Source organism: Pseudomonas sp. GW458-11-26-14-LB4 (assembly GCF_059423925.1).
Map to the genome: position 1 here is coordinate 71320 of NZ_JBWKYU010000024.1, position 13797 is coordinate 85116.

The following is a 13797-nucleotide window of genomic DNA, read 5'->3' on the forward strand; positions in this document are numbered from 1 at the left end:
ATTCCCACGCAGAGCGTGGGAACGATCAGCTTCGAGGCAACTCAATCACAAACCGCGTCCAGCCCTGAGCCGATTCGCAATGAATCTGCCCGCCATGGGCCCGGATGATCGACTGAGTAATCGCCAGCCCCAATCCCGCATGCTCGCTGCTGCCTTCCTGGCGCGCCGGATCCGCCCGGTAGAAGCGGTCGAACAAGCGCGGCAGCAACTCAGCAGAAATCCCTTCGCCACTGTTCTCCACCGTCACGCTCAAGGATTTCGCCTGCTCGGCTACCCGCACGCGTACTTCGCCGTTAGCAGGGGTAAAGCGCAACGCGTTATCCAGCAGGTTCGACAGCGCCCGGCGCAACATCGCGCGATCACCCGCAAACCGCCCATAACCGTCACGGCTCAGGCTGACCTGAGCGTCTTCGGCCAGCGGCGCAAAAAACTCCAGCAACGCATCGGCTTCTTCCGCCAGCTCCAGCGGTTCACGCTTGGGTACCAGCAAGCCGTGGTCGGCCTTGGCCAGATAAAGCATGTCGTTGACCAGTTGCGCCATCCATTGCAGCTCTTCGAGGTTGCTGTGCAGCGCTTCGCGATAGTCTTCGAGGGGGCGAGGGCGGGTGAGAGTGACCTGCGTGTGGGTCAGCAGGTTCGACAATGGGGTGCGCAGCTCATGGGCGATGTCGGCGGAGAACGCTGACAGTCGCTGAAAGGAGTCATCGAGGCGTCCGAGCATGGCGTTGAAGCTGTGGGCCAGTTCCGCGAGTTCTGCGGGCATCCGCGCTTCCGGCAGTCGGGCATTCAGCGATTGCGCCGAAATCCCACGGGCCACCGCACTCATGCGGCGTAACGGGCGAAGACCACTGCGGGCCGCCCAGGCGCCGAGCAGCGCGGTGGCCAGCGCCGACAGGCCGACGGTCAGCCAGATCAGATGCTGCATGCGTTGCAGGAAGTGCTGGTGGTGGGTGATGTCCAGCAGCAAGGTCAATTGCGGGGAATCCGGTTTTTCCGGTTCAAGCGCGGCGTTGAGCAGGCGATAGTCGGTGCCGTTGTCGCTGATGGTGGCCAGACCGGGTTGCTGCGGCAGATTCGCCGGCGTATGCAACGAACGGCCGAACCAGCGTTGTCCCTCAGGGCTGCTGATGCGCAGCGAGACATCGCCCTGTTGGCTCAACTCATCGGTGATGTGCGCGGCGTCGCTACCACTCAGCAGTGTCTGACGTACGCTGAGCAGTTTTCCTTCGAGCAGTTGCTGGTCGAGCTCGATGAAGTGACCCTCGCTGGCCCGATTGAAAACGACCCCGGCGACCAGCGAAACCACGGCGGTGCAGCCGGCGAACAAAAGCGCCAGCCGACCGCTCAAGGACAGTCGGCGCATCAGTCGGCACGCTCTTCAAGGACGTAACCCATGCCGCGTACGGTGTGAATCAGCTTGTGGGGGAAGTCGTCATCAATCTTCAGACGCAGTCGACGAATCGCCACTTCGATCACATTGGTGTCGCTGTCGAAGTTCATGTCCCAGACCTGCGAGGCGATCAGCGATTTGGGCAGCACTTCGCCCTGGCGGCGCAAAAGCATTTCCAGCAGAGCGAACTCTTTGGCGGTGAGGTCGATGCGTTGACCGCTGCGTTCGACCCGGCGGCGGATCAGGTCCAGGCTCAGATCGGCCAGGCGCAGACTGGTTTCCTGGGGCGTGGAACTGCCGCGGCGCAACAGGCTGCGCACCCGCGCCAGCAATTCGGAGAAGGCGAACGGTTTGACCAGGTAGTCGTCGGCGCCCAGTTCGAGGCCGTGAACCCGGTCTTCAACGGTGTCCTTGGCGGTCAAAAACAGGATCGGCGTTTCCAGACCGGCGCTGCGCACCGCTTGCAGAATCTGCCAGCCATTGCGACCGGGCAGCATCACGTCGAGGATCAGCAGCGCATAGTCGCCGCTCAACGCCAATTGCTGGCCGGTGGTGCCGTCGGCCACCAGTTCGGTGTTGAAACCGGCCTCGGTCAGGCCCTGGCGCAGGTACTGGCCGGTTTTGGGTTGGTCTTCGACGATGAGCAGTTTCATGGGCGACTCGGGTTGCGGGAACGAGGACGTTATACCGTGGGCTCACGCGGTGCGCGCCAACCTGACAAAGTTGTAATCTCCCTGTCAGGTCGCTGCCAGCGCAGGCGGGCTAGAGTTTCCCACAGGCTGAACCTTGATTTGTTGGAGTACGACTATGTTTTTGCGCAATCGTCTGGCCCTTGCCGCGTGTCTGCTGGCGCTCAGTTCGCCGCTGTGGGCATCGCCGGCGCACACCTATGACTTCGGCCAGCCGGCTCCGGCGGCCAAGGCCACCCGCAGCATCGAAGTGGTGATGGGCGACATGAGCTTTGATCCGAAGGCGATCGAGATCAAGGCCGGTGAGACCGTTCGTTTCGTGCTGGTGAATAAAGGCCAGTTGCTGCACGAATTCAACCTCGGCGACGCGGCGATGCATGCAAAACATCAGCAGGAAATGTTACAGATGCAGCAAAGCGGCATGCTCACGCCGACCGGCATGAAGGAAATGTCCCACGACATGGCGGGCATGGATCACAGCTCGATGGGCCACGGCATGAAGCATGACGACCCCAACAGCGTGCTGGTGGAGCCGGGCAAGACCGCCGAGTTGACCTGGACCTTCAGCAAAGCGGTAAACCTGGAATTTGCCTGCAACATTCCCGGGCATTACCAGGCCGGAATGGTCGGCAAACTGACAGTCAGTCAGTAAGCACTCAAAGGCGGGAGCAAAGGCTGGTAGAATCCGCTGATTCTTCAGTCAGGTTTCCGCCATGCATCCCGCAGCCGAACATTCGCCGCTGGGCAAATCCAGCGAATACATCGCCACGTACACGCCGTCCCTGCTGTTCCCGATCCCGCGCACCGCGAAATGGGCCGAGCTGGGCCTGACCGCCGAAACCCTGCCGTATAAAGGCGTGGATTTCTGGAACTGCTTCGAACTGTCGTGGCTGCTGCCGTCGGGCAAACCGGTGGTGGCGATCGGTGAATTCAGCATTCCGGCGGATTCGCCGAACATCATTGAATCCAAGTCGTTCAAGCTCTACCTGAACTCGCTGAACCAGACGCCTTTCGCCGACATCGCGAGCCTTGAAGCGACGCTGGTCAAGGACTTGTCCGCTGCTGCCGGCAAACCGGTGGGCGTGCGGGTTCGCAGCCTGAAAGACGTCGAAGCCGAAGGCGTTGTCGCGCTGCCGGGCGTGTGCATCGACGATCTGGATATCAGCGTCAGCAACTACGAACACCCGCGTCCTGAACTGCTGCGCTGCGACGATTCGCGGGTGGTGGAGGAGAGCGTGCACAGCCATCTGCTCAAATCCAATTGCCCGGTGACCAGCCAGCCGGACTGGGGCAGCGTGGTGGTGGAATACCGTGGCGCGGCGCTGGATCACGCCAGCCTGCTGGAATACATCGTCAGCTTCCGTCAGCACTCGGACTTCCACGAGCAATGCGTGGAGCGGATCTTCCTCGACCTGCAGCGCCTGCTGAAGCCGGAAAAACTCACGGTGTTCGCGCGTTATGTGCGCCGGGGCGGGCTGGACATCAACCCTTATCGCAGCACTGAAAGCGTGCAACTGCCGAACCATCGTCTGGTTCGTCAGTAACCCGCCTCGCGGACATGAAAAAGCCCTGCCAGTGATGGCAGGGCTTTTTTGCATTCGCGGGTTTCAGATGCCCATGCTGACCAGGGAATTCATGATGTTGCGCAGTGTGCCGGCGATGGTGGGGTGATCAACTTCAAAGCGCTCAACGGCCAGGTTTACGCCATCGGCAATGTTGGAGTCCTTGGTTTTGGTTTCCAGTTCAAGTTCCAGTTCGATCTGTTCCATCAGGGCATGTAGATCAGCGCGCTCGGCTTCGGTCAGCGGAGGATTTTGATCCAGTTGCTCGCGCAGGGCATTGAGCTGTTTCTGCAGTTCTTGAGCGGGCATGGTTGTTTCCTTTTATCGAGAGGCACTGGCATAGACCGCAGCCGTGCGCCAAAGGTCTATGTCTCTCCTTAAGACTAATCCACTCTTGGCCAACCTGCATGATCCCGGTCAGGGCTTTTCGCCTTTGAGACGGCGCAGGCTGATGTCCGCCAGACAAGTGTCGAGTTCGCCCAGATGATCGATCACCGAGTGCACGCCGAGGCCGAACAGCTGCACCGTCGCCTTGCCGCGCAGCTGTTCGCGCTCCTTCTGGCTCAGGGCTTGCCATTCGCCCGGCGCCAGGCCGCACAGCGAGCCGCACGACGCCAGGCCAATGGTCCAAAGCCCCGCGTTCAGACCCGATTGCAGCAGGCGCGGTTCGCCGCTGACCAGCACGCAACCGTCGAGGCGATCGACATTCAAGCCCATCAACGCTTGCCAGCAGGCATTGGGCGCCGGCCACGGATTGATTGTTGCCGAATGTTGCGACGGTTTGATCCAGTCAGGCAGCGCCGATGACAGGACTTGAGTGCAGGCCGTCGACAGTTCATCGAGCCAGGCACAGGGGATTTGCTGGCGTTGCAGGCTGCTCAGGCTGTCGAGGGCGCCGGGTGTGATGTCGGCGTGTTCCGGGCCGACGCTGGCGTGATGACGGGCGCGGGCGCCGAAGTCCACCAGACAGCCGCTGAGTCCGAACAGCACGGCGGTCAGCGTCGGTGCCGCGAGGGGCAAGGCTTCGGCTTGAGGCATGGAAAACGTCCCTGAAATAGCGATCAGGCTAGGCAATGTCGGTGACAGTTGCATGACAGGCCAATGACGAAGCGTCCTACAGTGGGTTTCACCGGGGGGAACTGCCTAAAGCGCCGTTTCCGTCTTATACTGACGCACTAATCGCCGCGGCCCAGGTGCTGCGTCCGTACTATCCAAGGAGTTTTCTATGCGCTGGAGCCATCCTCTTGCTCAGCTTTGTGTATGTGCCAGCGTGATGCTGGTGCCGTTCGCCGCGCAGGCCGCAACGGAAGAAGACCCTTGGGAAAGCGTCAACCGTCCGATCTTCCAGTTCAACGATTTCGTCGACACCTATGCGCTGAAGCCTCTGGCGCAGGGGTACGAATTTGTTACTCCGCAATTCCTGGAAGACGGCATCCACAACATGTTCCGCAACGTCGGTGATGTCACCAACCTGGCGAACAACATTCTTCAGGCCAAACCGGCCGCCGCTGGCGTCGACACCGCTCGCCTGATCTTCAACACCACTTTCGGCCTGCTCGGTTTCTTCGATGTCGGCACCAAAATGGGCCTGAACCGCAGCGACGAAGACTTCGGCCAGACCCTCGGCTATTGGGGCGTCGGCAGCGGCCCTTACGTGATGCTGCCGCTGATGGGCCCGAGCACCCTGCGCGACGCGCCGTCCAAGTACGTCGACAGCTTCACCGGCCCGTACCGCTACATCAACGATGTGCCGGTGCGTAACTCGATTTTCGGCCTGAACATCGTCGACACCCGCGCCAGCCTGCTGTCGAGCGAGAAGCTGATCAGCGGCGACAAGTACACCTTCATCCGCAACGCCTACCTGCAGAACCGCGAGTTCAAGGTCAAGGACGGGCAGGTCGAAGACGATTTCTGATCTCGATTGATCAGTACAAAAGGGCGACCGCGAGGTCGCCTTTTTTGTGGGCGCGTCCAATGATTGGGTTACGGTTGAAGCCGTTCTTATAACTGCGAGTGATTTGACAAACAAAGTCTCCAAGCGACCATCGGCGCATGCTTGAAACGCTCGAAGGATGGGAGTACCGTCTGCGCCTTAGAAGGGCACCTCTGGTGCAACCGTGTGCGGGGCAAACGCTCCGAAGCGGTGCAGCAGAGAGGCTAGAAAGCGAATCCAGTAGTCTGCGCCGGGCCGTTGCCCCGCCTGCTACGCCAACCTAATTCTGGCGCCGTTTGCCCACATGCCAAAAACCAGTGCCACGCTGCTGATAATCGATGATGACGAAGTAGTGCGCGCGAGCCTCGCGGCCTATTTGGAAGACAGTGGTTTCAGCGTCTTGCAGGCCAGTAACGGCCAGCAGGGTCTTCAGGTATTCGAGCAAGACACGCCCGACTTGGTCATCTGCGATCTGCGCATGCCGCAGATGGGCGGTCTCGAACTCATCCGTCAGGTCACTGAGCGGTCACCGCAGACTCCGGTGATCGTTGTCTCGGGCGCCGGCGTGATGAACGACGCGGTCGAGGCCCTGCGCCTAGGCGCGGCGGACTACCTGATCAAGCCTCTCGAAGATCTGGCCGTGCTCGAGCACTCCGTGCGCCGGGCCCTGGATCGTGCGCGTCTGCTGCTGGAAAACCAGCGCTACCGCGAGAAACTGGAAAAGGCCAACCGCGAACTCGAAGCCAGCCTGAACCTGCTCCAGGAAGACCAGAACGCCGGTCGCCAGGTGCAGATGAACATGCTGCCGGAAAGTCCATGGGCCATCGACGAATTCAGGTTTGCGCACCAGATCATCCCGTCGCTGTACCTGTCGGGTGATTTTGTCGACTACTTCCGGGTCGACGAGCGCCGGGTAGCGTTCTATCTGGCGGATGTATCGGGTCATGGCGCCTCTTCGGCGTTCGTCACCGTGCTGCTGAAGTTCATGACTACGCGCCTGCTGTTCGAATCCAAGCGCAACGGCACGCTGCCGGAATTCAAGCCTTCGGAAGTCCTCGGTCATATCAACCGGGGGCTGATCAGTTGTAAGCTGGGTAAACACGTCACAATGGTCGGTGGAGTCATCGACGAGGAGACCGGTTTGTTGACCTATAGCATCGGCGGCCATCTGCCGTTGCCTGTGTTGTACACGCCTGACAGTGTTCGCTACCTCGAGGGGCGCGGTCTGCCCGTGGGGCTTTTCAATGAAGCCACCTACGAAGACCACGTGCTCGAACTGCCACCGACGTTCAGCCTGACGCTGATGTCTGATGGCATTCTGGATCTTTTGCCAGAGCCCACACTCAAAGAGAAAGAAGCCGCTTTACCGCAAAAGGTAAAGTCGGCGGGCGGCAGCCTGGATGGTCTGCGGCAGGTTTTTGGATTGGCCACGCTAGGGGAGATGCCGGATGATATCGCCCTGTTGGTGTTGAGCAGGAATCTTTGATGAGTACCGGTAGAATCCAGTTCGCCGAGCAGGACGGCACCTTCGTCCTGAAGTTCGTCGGTGAAGTTCGCCTGACCCTGTGTTCGGCGTTGGATGCGACTATTGAAAAAATCTTCACCGCGCTGAATTTCAACGCGATCGTGATCGATTTGACCGAAACCCGCAGCATCGACAGCACCACCTTGGGCCTGTTGGCCAAGCTGTCGATCCTGTCGCGGCAGAAGGTCGGCCTGCTGCCGACCGTGGTCACCACCCACGAGGACATTACCCGTCTGTTGCAGTCGATGGGTTTCGAGCAGGTGTTCAATATCGTCAACCATCCCGTGCCGTGCCCGGAATGCCTCGATGACCTGCCGGATCAGGATCAGTCGGAAGAGGTGGTGCGGATCAAGGTGCTCGAAGCGCACAAGATCCTCATGGGCCTGAACGACTCCAACCGCGAAGCCTTCCATGACCTGGTGAATGCCCTCGAACGGCACTGATCAGCCAGAACGCGAGGCACAAAAAAGGGCGAACCTGTGAGGGTTCGCCCTTTTTGCATTTGCGCTCGGCCGATTACAGCTTGGCTTGCAGCAGCGCCTCGAGTTTTTCCTGGTCACGGGCAAACTGACGGATGCCTTCGGCCAGTTTCTCGGTGGCCATCGCGTCTTCGTTGGACAACCAGCGGAATTGCGATTCGTTGAGGCTCAGGCGCGCTTCGCCGGCATGGCCCGGAGCGAGTTTGCGTTCCAGCTTACCGGTGTCGGCTGCCAGCTTGTCGATCAGGTCCGGGCTGATGGTCAGACGGTCGCAGCCGGCCAGTTGCTCGATCTGATTGAGGTTGCGGAAGCTCGCGCCCATGACCACGGTCTTGTAGTCATTGGCCTTGTAGTAATTGTAGATGCGCGTCACGGACTGCACGCCCGGATCGTCGGCACCGGTGTAGTCGTTGCCGTTGGCCTTCTTGTACCAGTCGTAGATGCGGCCCACGAACGGCGAGATCAGGAACACGCCGGCATCGGCGCAGGCAGCGGCCTGAGCGAAGGAGAACAGCAGGGTCAGGTTGGTCTGGATGCCTTCCTTCTCCAGGACTTCGGCGGCACGGATGCCTTCCCAGGTCGAGGCGATCTTGATCAGCACGCGGTCACGGCCGACGCCGGCCTTGTCGTACAGTTCGATCAGGCGATGGGCACGCTTGAGCATCGCGTCCTTGTCGAACGACAGGCGCGCATCCACTTCGGTGGAAATGCGGCCCGGAATGACCTTGAGGATTTCCTGACCGACTGCGACGCCGAAACGGTCGCTGGCCAGGCCGACATCGCCCTTGCAGTCGCGCACGCTGGCGTTCAGCAGTTCGGCGTAGGCCGGAATCGCGGCTGCCTTGAGCAGCAGGGAAGGGTTGGTGGTGGCGTCGACCGGTTTGACCCGGGCAATCGCTTCGAAGTCGCCGGTGTCGGCCACGACGGTGGTGAACTGTTTGAGTTGTTCCAGCTTGGAAGTCATGAGCGTGCTCTGTCCTATGGGTCTGGTGACATTACCCGAGCGCCGACAGCCACTCAAGGGCATGTCGGCGTATCGAGCGCCCCGGTGGCAACAACCTGAAAACGGCTGTTTGAAAGGCGGGGCGCGTTATCGATCAATACGATGCCAAAAAGAACCACAGGTTCAAAGCAACCGACCCGCTGTACGGCTTAATCGGCGTTCAAATGCGTCGAGACCGCCGCCTGTGCCGGTTTCGGCTGGCCATCGGAGGTCAGCAGGCCGAAATTCTTCTCCCGGTCGTTGCTCCCCGACTCGCTGTTCTTCCATTCATAAATCGACGTCAGCGGAATGTTGAGTTTTTTAACATCGGCGATGAACGCGGAGATTTTACTGGCTTGCCCTTCCGGCCCACCGTTTGAAGCGAGCGCCGAGATGCCCCATTCACTGATGACGCCCGGCAGACGGAAGTTTTGCTGAATGAAGTTCTGCGCGTTACTGATCTGTGTCGCGGTCATGCCGTAGGGGTGGTAGGAAATGGCGTCCAGGCACTCAGGATAGGTGCCGAGAATGCTGTTGAGTGCCACGGTCGAGGCGGAACCGGCCGTCGGCGGGCGGGCAAAACCGAAGCCTACCAGAGGCGTCGATTGCGGTTTGCCCTGCAGCGTCTTGCACATGGCCGTCATGAACGGCACGAAGGTGTTTTTGAAGTCTCCGGTGGGCCAGTAGGTGTCGAGATCCGGCTCGTTCCAGATTTCGATCCCCACCAGTTGTGTGCTCCATGCTTGCTCAAGCCCGCTCACCGCGTTGGCGAACGCTTCACCGGCGGTTGTCAGGTCGCCGGTCAACGGCTTGGTGGCGCGCACAGTCATCAAGACTGGTAATCCGGCGGCTCGCGCCGCCGCGAACGCATCGCTGATCTGTTTCTGATAGGCCTTGGCGCCGAGGCTGTCGCTCCACACGCCGAAGCGCACGAAACTGAATCCGGCCGCCTTGATCTGCTCGGCGTCGGCCGGGGTGAAGTTCTGGATCTTGACCTGAACGCCGATGGTTCTGGCGGGCAGTGACGGGAACAACGTGCTGGCGTGAACCTGCGCGGTAGCACTGAGCATCAACAGGGCGGCGGCACCAAGATGTTTGAGATGTGCTGATTTCATGTCGGCTCTCCTGATGAGAATGACATCTAGCGAAGGGTTATCTCGTTACACAGGTTTCGAGGGCAATAAAGAGGCTAAGTGCACGAATGTTATTTTTTGTCGGAAAACTTTCGCCCGAAAATCACAGTTATTTTTAGTCCGGTAATTCTGGTTGGGGGACTTTTAGAGGCCGTGGTACTTAATGCATCGGTATTAAGGGTGAATCTATTTCCGAGTGAAGGAAGGTCTTGCGGGTTCATTCGAATGTGCAAGGCATGTTGGCCGATTGACATTACACGGGAAAGTAAACCTTGTTCAAAAAGATTCTTGTCGTTTGCGTAGGCAATATCTGCCGAAGTCCGACAGCGGAACTTCTGTTGCGCAATGCACTGACACCCTCGGCGATCAGCGTGACCTCCGCAGGCCTGTCTGCACGGGTCGGCGAAGGCATGGAGTCGACCGCGCGCCAGGTGCTGGAAGACCGCGGACACAGTGCCGAAGGGTTCACGGCGCGGCAACTGACAGCGGACATCGTCAATGAATCAGACCTGATTCTGGTCATGGAAAAACAACATGTTAATCAAGTACTGAAGATTGCCTCTCACGCCAGGGGCAAAGTGTTTCTGCTGGGCAAGTGGCAGAGCGAACGAGAAATACAGGACCCGTATCGTCAGGGGCAAGCCGCTTTTATTCATGCCCATGCATTGATTGAAGATGCTGTTATCTCATGGGCGCAACGCCTGGCGCGTTGATGAATATTCTTCAGTTCAGTGAATGGTAAGAAAGACTTATGCAGTTACCGTCAGTAATCGGCACCCGTGAAAATGATCAAGACAGTATTGATCTTCTCGGCATCTTCGGCAGCCTGATCGATCAGAAGTGGTTGATCGGTGCGTTCACCGGCGCGTTCATGATGACCGGTGTGGCCTATGCGATTTTGGCCACGCCGGTGTATCTGGCCAACGCGCTGGTGCAGGTCGAACCGAAAAAGAACGACATGCTCGGTTTTTCCGACCTCAACAGCATGCTCGGCGGGCAATCGCCGTCGGTGACCGAAATCGGCATCATCAAATCCCGCGCAGTGATCGGCAAGACGGTCGACGATCTGCGCCTGGATATCGACGTCACCCCCAACACCTTTCCACTGATCGGCGGCTTTCTCTCCCGGCGCTATCGCGGTGAGACCGAACTCAGCGTCGCGCCGCCGCGTTTCGGCCTGAGCAGCTACGCCTGGGGCGGTGAGCGTCTGGAGTTTGCGAAGCTCAATCTGCCCAAGGAACTGCTGGGCAAGAAACTCACCCTGATTGCCGGCGAACAACATCGCTTTCAGCTGTTGGACGACAACGACAACCTGTTGGTAGAAGGCGTGGCGGGCGAAGCCTTCGCCCAGGACGGCGTAGAAGGGCAGGTCGCGCAACTGTTGGCCAACCCCGGGACACGTTTCGAAGTGGTGCGCTACCCGCGCATCGTGACCATCCAGGGTTATCAGGACGCGCTGGACATCTCCGAGCAAGGCAAGGAGTCGGGCATCATCCGCCTGGCCCTGGCCAGCAGCGACGCCGCCGAAGCGGTGAAGATCCTCAACAAGATCGCCGCGCTGTACGTCGATCAGAACGTGCGCCGCACCTCCGCCGAAGCGGCGCAAAGCCTGGCCTTCCTGCAAAGCCAGTTGCCGCAGGTCAAGCGTGATCTGGCCAAGGCCAGCGATGCGCTCAACGCCTACCAGACCCACGGCAAGACCGTGAACATCTCCATGGAAACCCAATCGGTGCTCGGCCAGTCCGTGGCGCTCGAAACACGGATTTCCGAGCTGAAACTGCAACAGGCGGAGATGGATCGCAAGTTCACCAAACAGCACCCGGCCTACCGCGCGCTGATGACCCAGATTGGCGAATTGACCCAGCAACAGCGCTCGCTGGAAGGCAAGGTTCAGGACCTGCCAGCCACGCAGCAGGAACTGCTCAATCTGACCCGCGATGTCGAAGTCGCCTCGCAGATCTACACCCAGTTGCTGAACAAATCCCAAGAGCTGGACATCGTTCGCGCCGGTGCTGTGGGTAACGTGCGTCTGGTGGATACGGCGGATGTCGACCTGACCAGCCCGGTCAAACCGAAAAAAGCCCTGATCGTGTTGATCGCCACCTTCCTCGGCGCCTTCGTCGGCGTGGCGCTGGTGCTGTTGCGTAAATCCCTGAGCAAGGGCCTGGAAGGGCCGGAAGGCATCGAGCAGCTCGGCTTGCCGGTCTACGCGTCGATTCCCTACAGCGCTCTGCAACAGGAAGAGGACAGCAAAAAAGTCCGGGCCAAAGTCGCGGCGGACACGCCGGCGTATCTGCTGGCCCTGCGCAACCCGACGGACCTGTCCATCGAATCGATCCGCAGCCTGCGCACCTGCCTGCACTTCGCGGCGCTGGATTCGACCAACAACCGCATCATGATTTCCGGCCCGAGCCCGCAGGTCGGCAAGACCTTCGTCTCTTCCAACCTCGCGGCGGTCATGGCCCAGAGCGGGCAGCGCGTGGTGCTGATCGACGCCGACATGCGCAAGGGGCATCTGCACAAGACGCTGAACACGCCGATCACCAACGGCTTGTCGGATCTGCTGGTCAAGCGCTGCACCCTCGATCAGGCGATCAACAAGGTCGAGGTCGACAACCTGCACTTCATCAGCCGTGGCCAGGTTCCGCCCAACCCTTCCGAACTGTTGATGCACGCCAATTTCCGCGAACTGCTGGCGCAACTCAGCGAGCGCTATGACGTGGTGATCATCGACACTCCACCGCTGCTGGCCGTGACCGATGCGGCGATTGTCGGTCGCGAAGCCGGCATCAGCCTGATCGTCGCGCGGTTCGGGGTGAACCCGGCCAAGGAAATCGAAATGACGATCCGTCGTTTCGCCCAGAACGGTATCGAGTTGAAGGGCGCGGTGTTCAACGGCGTCGAGAAGCGTGCGGCCAGCTATTACGGCAACGGCAGCTATTACAACTACGAATACGCGTCCGACCAGTCCTGAAATTCAGCGACGGTCCTTACAGGCATGAAAGTGGGTGGGTTGTGAAAAAAATACTGCACGTGGCGGAAACGATCAAAGGTGGGGTGGCGACGGTCATCCGCACGATTTCGGCGGCTCCGGAAGACGGGCGCTATGAGCTGGTGTATCTGGTCCCGCTCGACCAGAAGAAAGAACTGCACGGCATCGATGCACAGCAGATCCGCACCTTCGCCCGAAGCGGGCGGAATGTGCCGTCGCTGCTGCGTTTTGCCTGGCAACTGGCGCGGGTCCTGCTCAAGGAAAAACCCGATGTGGTGCATCTGCACAGCACCTTTTCCGGGGTGATCGGCCGTTGCGTGTGCGTGCTCCTGCGGCCGTGGCGCAAGCCGAAAATCGTCTACTGCCCCCATGCGTTTTCGTTCCTGATGGAAAGCTCGCCGATCAAGCAGAAAGTCTATGCGTGGATCGAGCGGGTGCTGCAGAAGGTCACGGACAAGATCATTTGCGTCAGCCAGTTCGAACTGGACAAGGCCGCAAAGTTTGGCATCGAGCGCAAGCGCATGACGCTGATCTACAACGGCATCGATCACAAGCATGAAGAACGCAAGGCCAACGATCCGGCACCGATTCATCTGCTGTTCGTCGGTCGCCTCGACTACCAGAAAGGCTTCGACGTATTGCTCAAGGCCTACAGCGAAGCAAAACGCAGCGACCTGAAACTGACGGTGGTGGGCAGTGCGGTGAACGAGGACGTCGTCGAATGTCCGCCGCTGGACGGGGTGGAATACCTGCCCTGGGTGACGCCAACCGAAGTGCACGCGCTGTATCAGAAAGCCGATGCGCTGATCGTGCCGAGCCGCTGGGAAGGCTTTGCCATGGTGCCGCTGGAAGGCATGGCGCTGGGCCTGCCGGTGATTGCCAGCGACTGCACGTCGTTGCCCGAACTGGTCACCCATGGTGTGTCCGGTTACGTGTTCCCCGCCGGTGATCACCAGGCGCTGGCCGATCGCCTGAAGAAAATCCAGAAGCCTGCGTTGTCGGCCCTCGGCATCGAAGGTCGGCGCATCGTCCGTGAGCGTTTCAGCGCCGCGTTGATGATCCGCCAAACCTACGACGTGTATTCCGCTCCCTCTTATTAAGTAGAACTCCGC

14 protein-coding genes are annotated in these 13797 nt (G+C 59.8%); 8 read left to right on the forward strand and 6 right to left on the reverse strand.

Going from position 1 to position 13797, the window contains the following annotated elements; all coding sequences use genetic code 11:
- Positions 1 to 25: 25 nt before the first annotated feature.
- Positions 26 to 1363 (reverse strand): heavy metal sensor histidine kinase, encoded by a 1338-nt coding sequence (locus tag AC07XZ_RS25485; RefSeq protein ID WP_102688109.1) that lies wholly within the window; start codon positions 1361 to 1363, stop codon positions 26 to 28.
- Positions 1363 to 2043 carry a heavy metal response regulator transcription factor gene (locus AC07XZ_RS25490; protein WP_007951608.1) on the reverse strand — a complete coding sequence of 227 codons (681 nt, stop codon included), beginning with the start codon at positions 2041 to 2043 and terminating at the stop codon, positions 1363 to 1365. Before AC07XZ_RS25490 ends, AC07XZ_RS25485 begins: the two co-directional genes overlap by 1 nt.
- Positions 2044 to 2197: 154 nt before the next feature.
- Between AC07XZ_RS25490 and copI the strand changes: the two genes are divergently transcribed.
- Positions 2198 to 2731 carry a copper-resistant cuproprotein CopI gene (copI, locus tag AC07XZ_RS25495; RefSeq protein ID WP_102688110.1) on the forward strand — a complete coding sequence of 178 codons (534 nt, stop codon included), beginning with the start codon at positions 2198 to 2200 and terminating at the stop codon, positions 2729 to 2731.
- 61 nt (positions 2732 to 2792) lie between these two features.
- Positions 2793 to 3623, forward strand: a complete 831-nt coding sequence (queF, locus tag AC07XZ_RS25500) for an NADPH-dependent 7-cyano-7-deazaguanine reductase QueF (RefSeq protein ID WP_085608218.1) — start codon at positions 2793 to 2795, stop codon at positions 3621 to 3623.
- 63 nt (positions 3624 to 3686) lie between these two features.
- Here the strand turns inward: queF and AC07XZ_RS25505 are convergent, their stop codons facing one another.
- A complete protein-coding gene (locus AC07XZ_RS25505) occupies positions 3687 to 3950 on the reverse strand; it encodes a DUF4404 family protein (RefSeq protein ID WP_039772780.1) in 264 nt (87 codons plus the stop codon).
- Positions 3951 to 4058: 108 nt separating this feature from the next.
- Complete coding sequence (pcrP, locus tag AC07XZ_RS25510; RefSeq protein WP_102688111.1) at positions 4059 to 4679, reverse strand: HAD superfamily inactivated hydrolase PcrP; 621 nt, start codon at positions 4677 to 4679, stop codon at positions 4059 to 4061.
- A 187-nt stretch (positions 4680 to 4866) separates the two neighbouring features.
- Here pcrP and AC07XZ_RS25515 point away from each other — a divergent pair, with 187 nt between their 5' ends.
- The 3 genes from AC07XZ_RS25515 to rssC all read left to right on the forward strand — a co-directional run bounded on the left by AC07XZ_RS25515 (position 4867) and on the right by rssC (position 7542).
- Positions 4867 to 5556, forward strand: a complete 690-nt coding sequence (locus tag AC07XZ_RS25515; protein ID WP_011335174.1) for an MlaA family lipoprotein — start codon at positions 4867 to 4869, stop codon at positions 5554 to 5556.
- Between the two features lie 322 nt (positions 5557 to 5878).
- On the forward strand, positions 5879 to 7060 hold the full coding sequence (gene rssB, locus AC07XZ_RS25520) for a two-component system response regulator RssB (RefSeq protein WP_041475374.1): 1182 nt from the start codon (positions 5879 to 5881) through the stop codon (positions 7058 to 7060).
- Positions 7060 to 7542, forward strand: coding sequence for an anti-sigma factor antagonist RssC (rssC, locus tag AC07XZ_RS25525; protein ID WP_003226553.1), 483 nt, complete (start codon positions 7060 to 7062; stop codon positions 7540 to 7542). The genes rssB and rssC overlap by 1 nt, the downstream gene beginning before the upstream one ends.
- 73 nt (positions 7543 to 7615) lie before the next feature.
- Here rssC and tal read toward each other — a convergent pair whose 3' ends face one another.
- On the reverse strand, positions 7616 to 8542 hold the full coding sequence (gene tal, locus AC07XZ_RS25530) for a transaldolase (protein ID WP_102688112.1): 927 nt from the start codon (positions 8540 to 8542) through the stop codon (positions 7616 to 7618).
- Between the two features lie 188 nt (positions 8543 to 8730).
- Positions 8731 to 9675 carry a glycosyl hydrolase family 5 gene (locus tag AC07XZ_RS25535; RefSeq protein WP_085748354.1) on the reverse strand — a complete coding sequence of 315 codons (945 nt, stop codon included), beginning with the start codon at positions 9673 to 9675 and terminating at the stop codon, positions 8731 to 8733.
- Positions 9676 to 9965: 290 nt separating this feature from the next.
- On the opposite strand from AC07XZ_RS25535, the gene AC07XZ_RS25540 reads away from it, so the two are divergent.
- Genes AC07XZ_RS25540 through AC07XZ_RS25550 form a run of 3 tightly spaced genes read left to right on the forward strand, consistent with a single transcriptional unit; the run spans position 9966 to position 13785 of the window.
- The gene (locus tag AC07XZ_RS25540; protein WP_102688113.1) at positions 9966 to 10406 is read left to right on the forward strand and encodes a low molecular weight protein-tyrosine-phosphatase; all 441 of its coding nucleotides are present in this window, start codon (positions 9966 to 9968) and stop codon (positions 10404 to 10406) included.
- Positions 10407 to 10444: 38 nt separating this feature from the next.
- Positions 10445 to 12667, forward strand: a complete 2223-nt coding sequence (locus tag AC07XZ_RS25545) for a polysaccharide biosynthesis tyrosine autokinase (RefSeq protein ID WP_102688114.1) — start codon at positions 10445 to 10447, stop codon at positions 12665 to 12667.
- 41 nt (positions 12668 to 12708) lie between these two features.
- On the forward strand, positions 12709 to 13785 hold the full coding sequence (locus AC07XZ_RS25550; protein ID WP_102688115.1) for a glycosyltransferase: 1077 nt from the start codon (positions 12709 to 12711) through the stop codon (positions 13783 to 13785).
- Positions 13786 to 13797: the final 12 nt, after the last annotated feature.

Bases quoted from the DNA above. Each gene is read 5' to 3' on its own strand.
- tal (WP_102688112.1), bottom strand. From the start codon at position 8,542: ATGACTTCCAAGCTGGAACAACTCAAACAGTTCACCACCGTCGTGGCC.
- rssB (WP_041475374.1), top strand. From the start codon at position 5,879: ATGCCAAAAACCAGTGCCACGCTGCTGATAATCGATGATGACGAAGTA.
- AC07XZ_RS25485 (WP_102688109.1), bottom strand. From the start codon at position 1,363: ATGCGCCGACTGTCCTTGAGCGGTCGGCTGGCGCTTTTGTTCGCCGGC.
- queF (WP_085608218.1), top strand. From the start codon at position 2,793: ATGCATCCCGCAGCCGAACATTCGCCGCTGGGCAAATCCAGCGAATAC.
- AC07XZ_RS25515 (WP_011335174.1), top strand. From the start codon at position 4,867: ATGCGCTGGAGCCATCCTCTTGCTCAGCTTTGTGTATGTGCCAGCGTG.
- AC07XZ_RS25535 (WP_085748354.1), bottom strand. From the start codon at position 9,675: ATGAAATCAGCACATCTCAAACATCTTGGTGCCGCCGCCCTGTTGATG.
- AC07XZ_RS25505 (WP_039772780.1), bottom strand. From the start codon at position 3,950: ATGCCCGCTCAAGAACTGCAGAAACAGCTCAATGCCCTGCGCGAGCAA.
- rssC (WP_003226553.1), top strand. From the start codon at position 7,060: ATGAGTACCGGTAGAATCCAGTTCGCCGAGCAGGACGGCACCTTCGTC.
- AC07XZ_RS25545 (WP_102688114.1), top strand. From the start codon at position 10,445: ATGCAGTTACCGTCAGTAATCGGCACCCGTGAAAATGATCAAGACAGT.
- AC07XZ_RS25490 (WP_007951608.1), bottom strand. From the start codon at position 2,043: ATGAAACTGCTCATCGTCGAAGACCAACCCAAAACCGGCCAGTACCTG.
- pcrP (WP_102688111.1), bottom strand. From the start codon at position 4,679: ATGCCTCAAGCCGAAGCCTTGCCCCTCGCGGCACCGACGCTGACCGCC.
- copI (WP_102688110.1), top strand. From the start codon at position 2,198: ATGTTTTTGCGCAATCGTCTGGCCCTTGCCGCGTGTCTGCTGGCGCTC.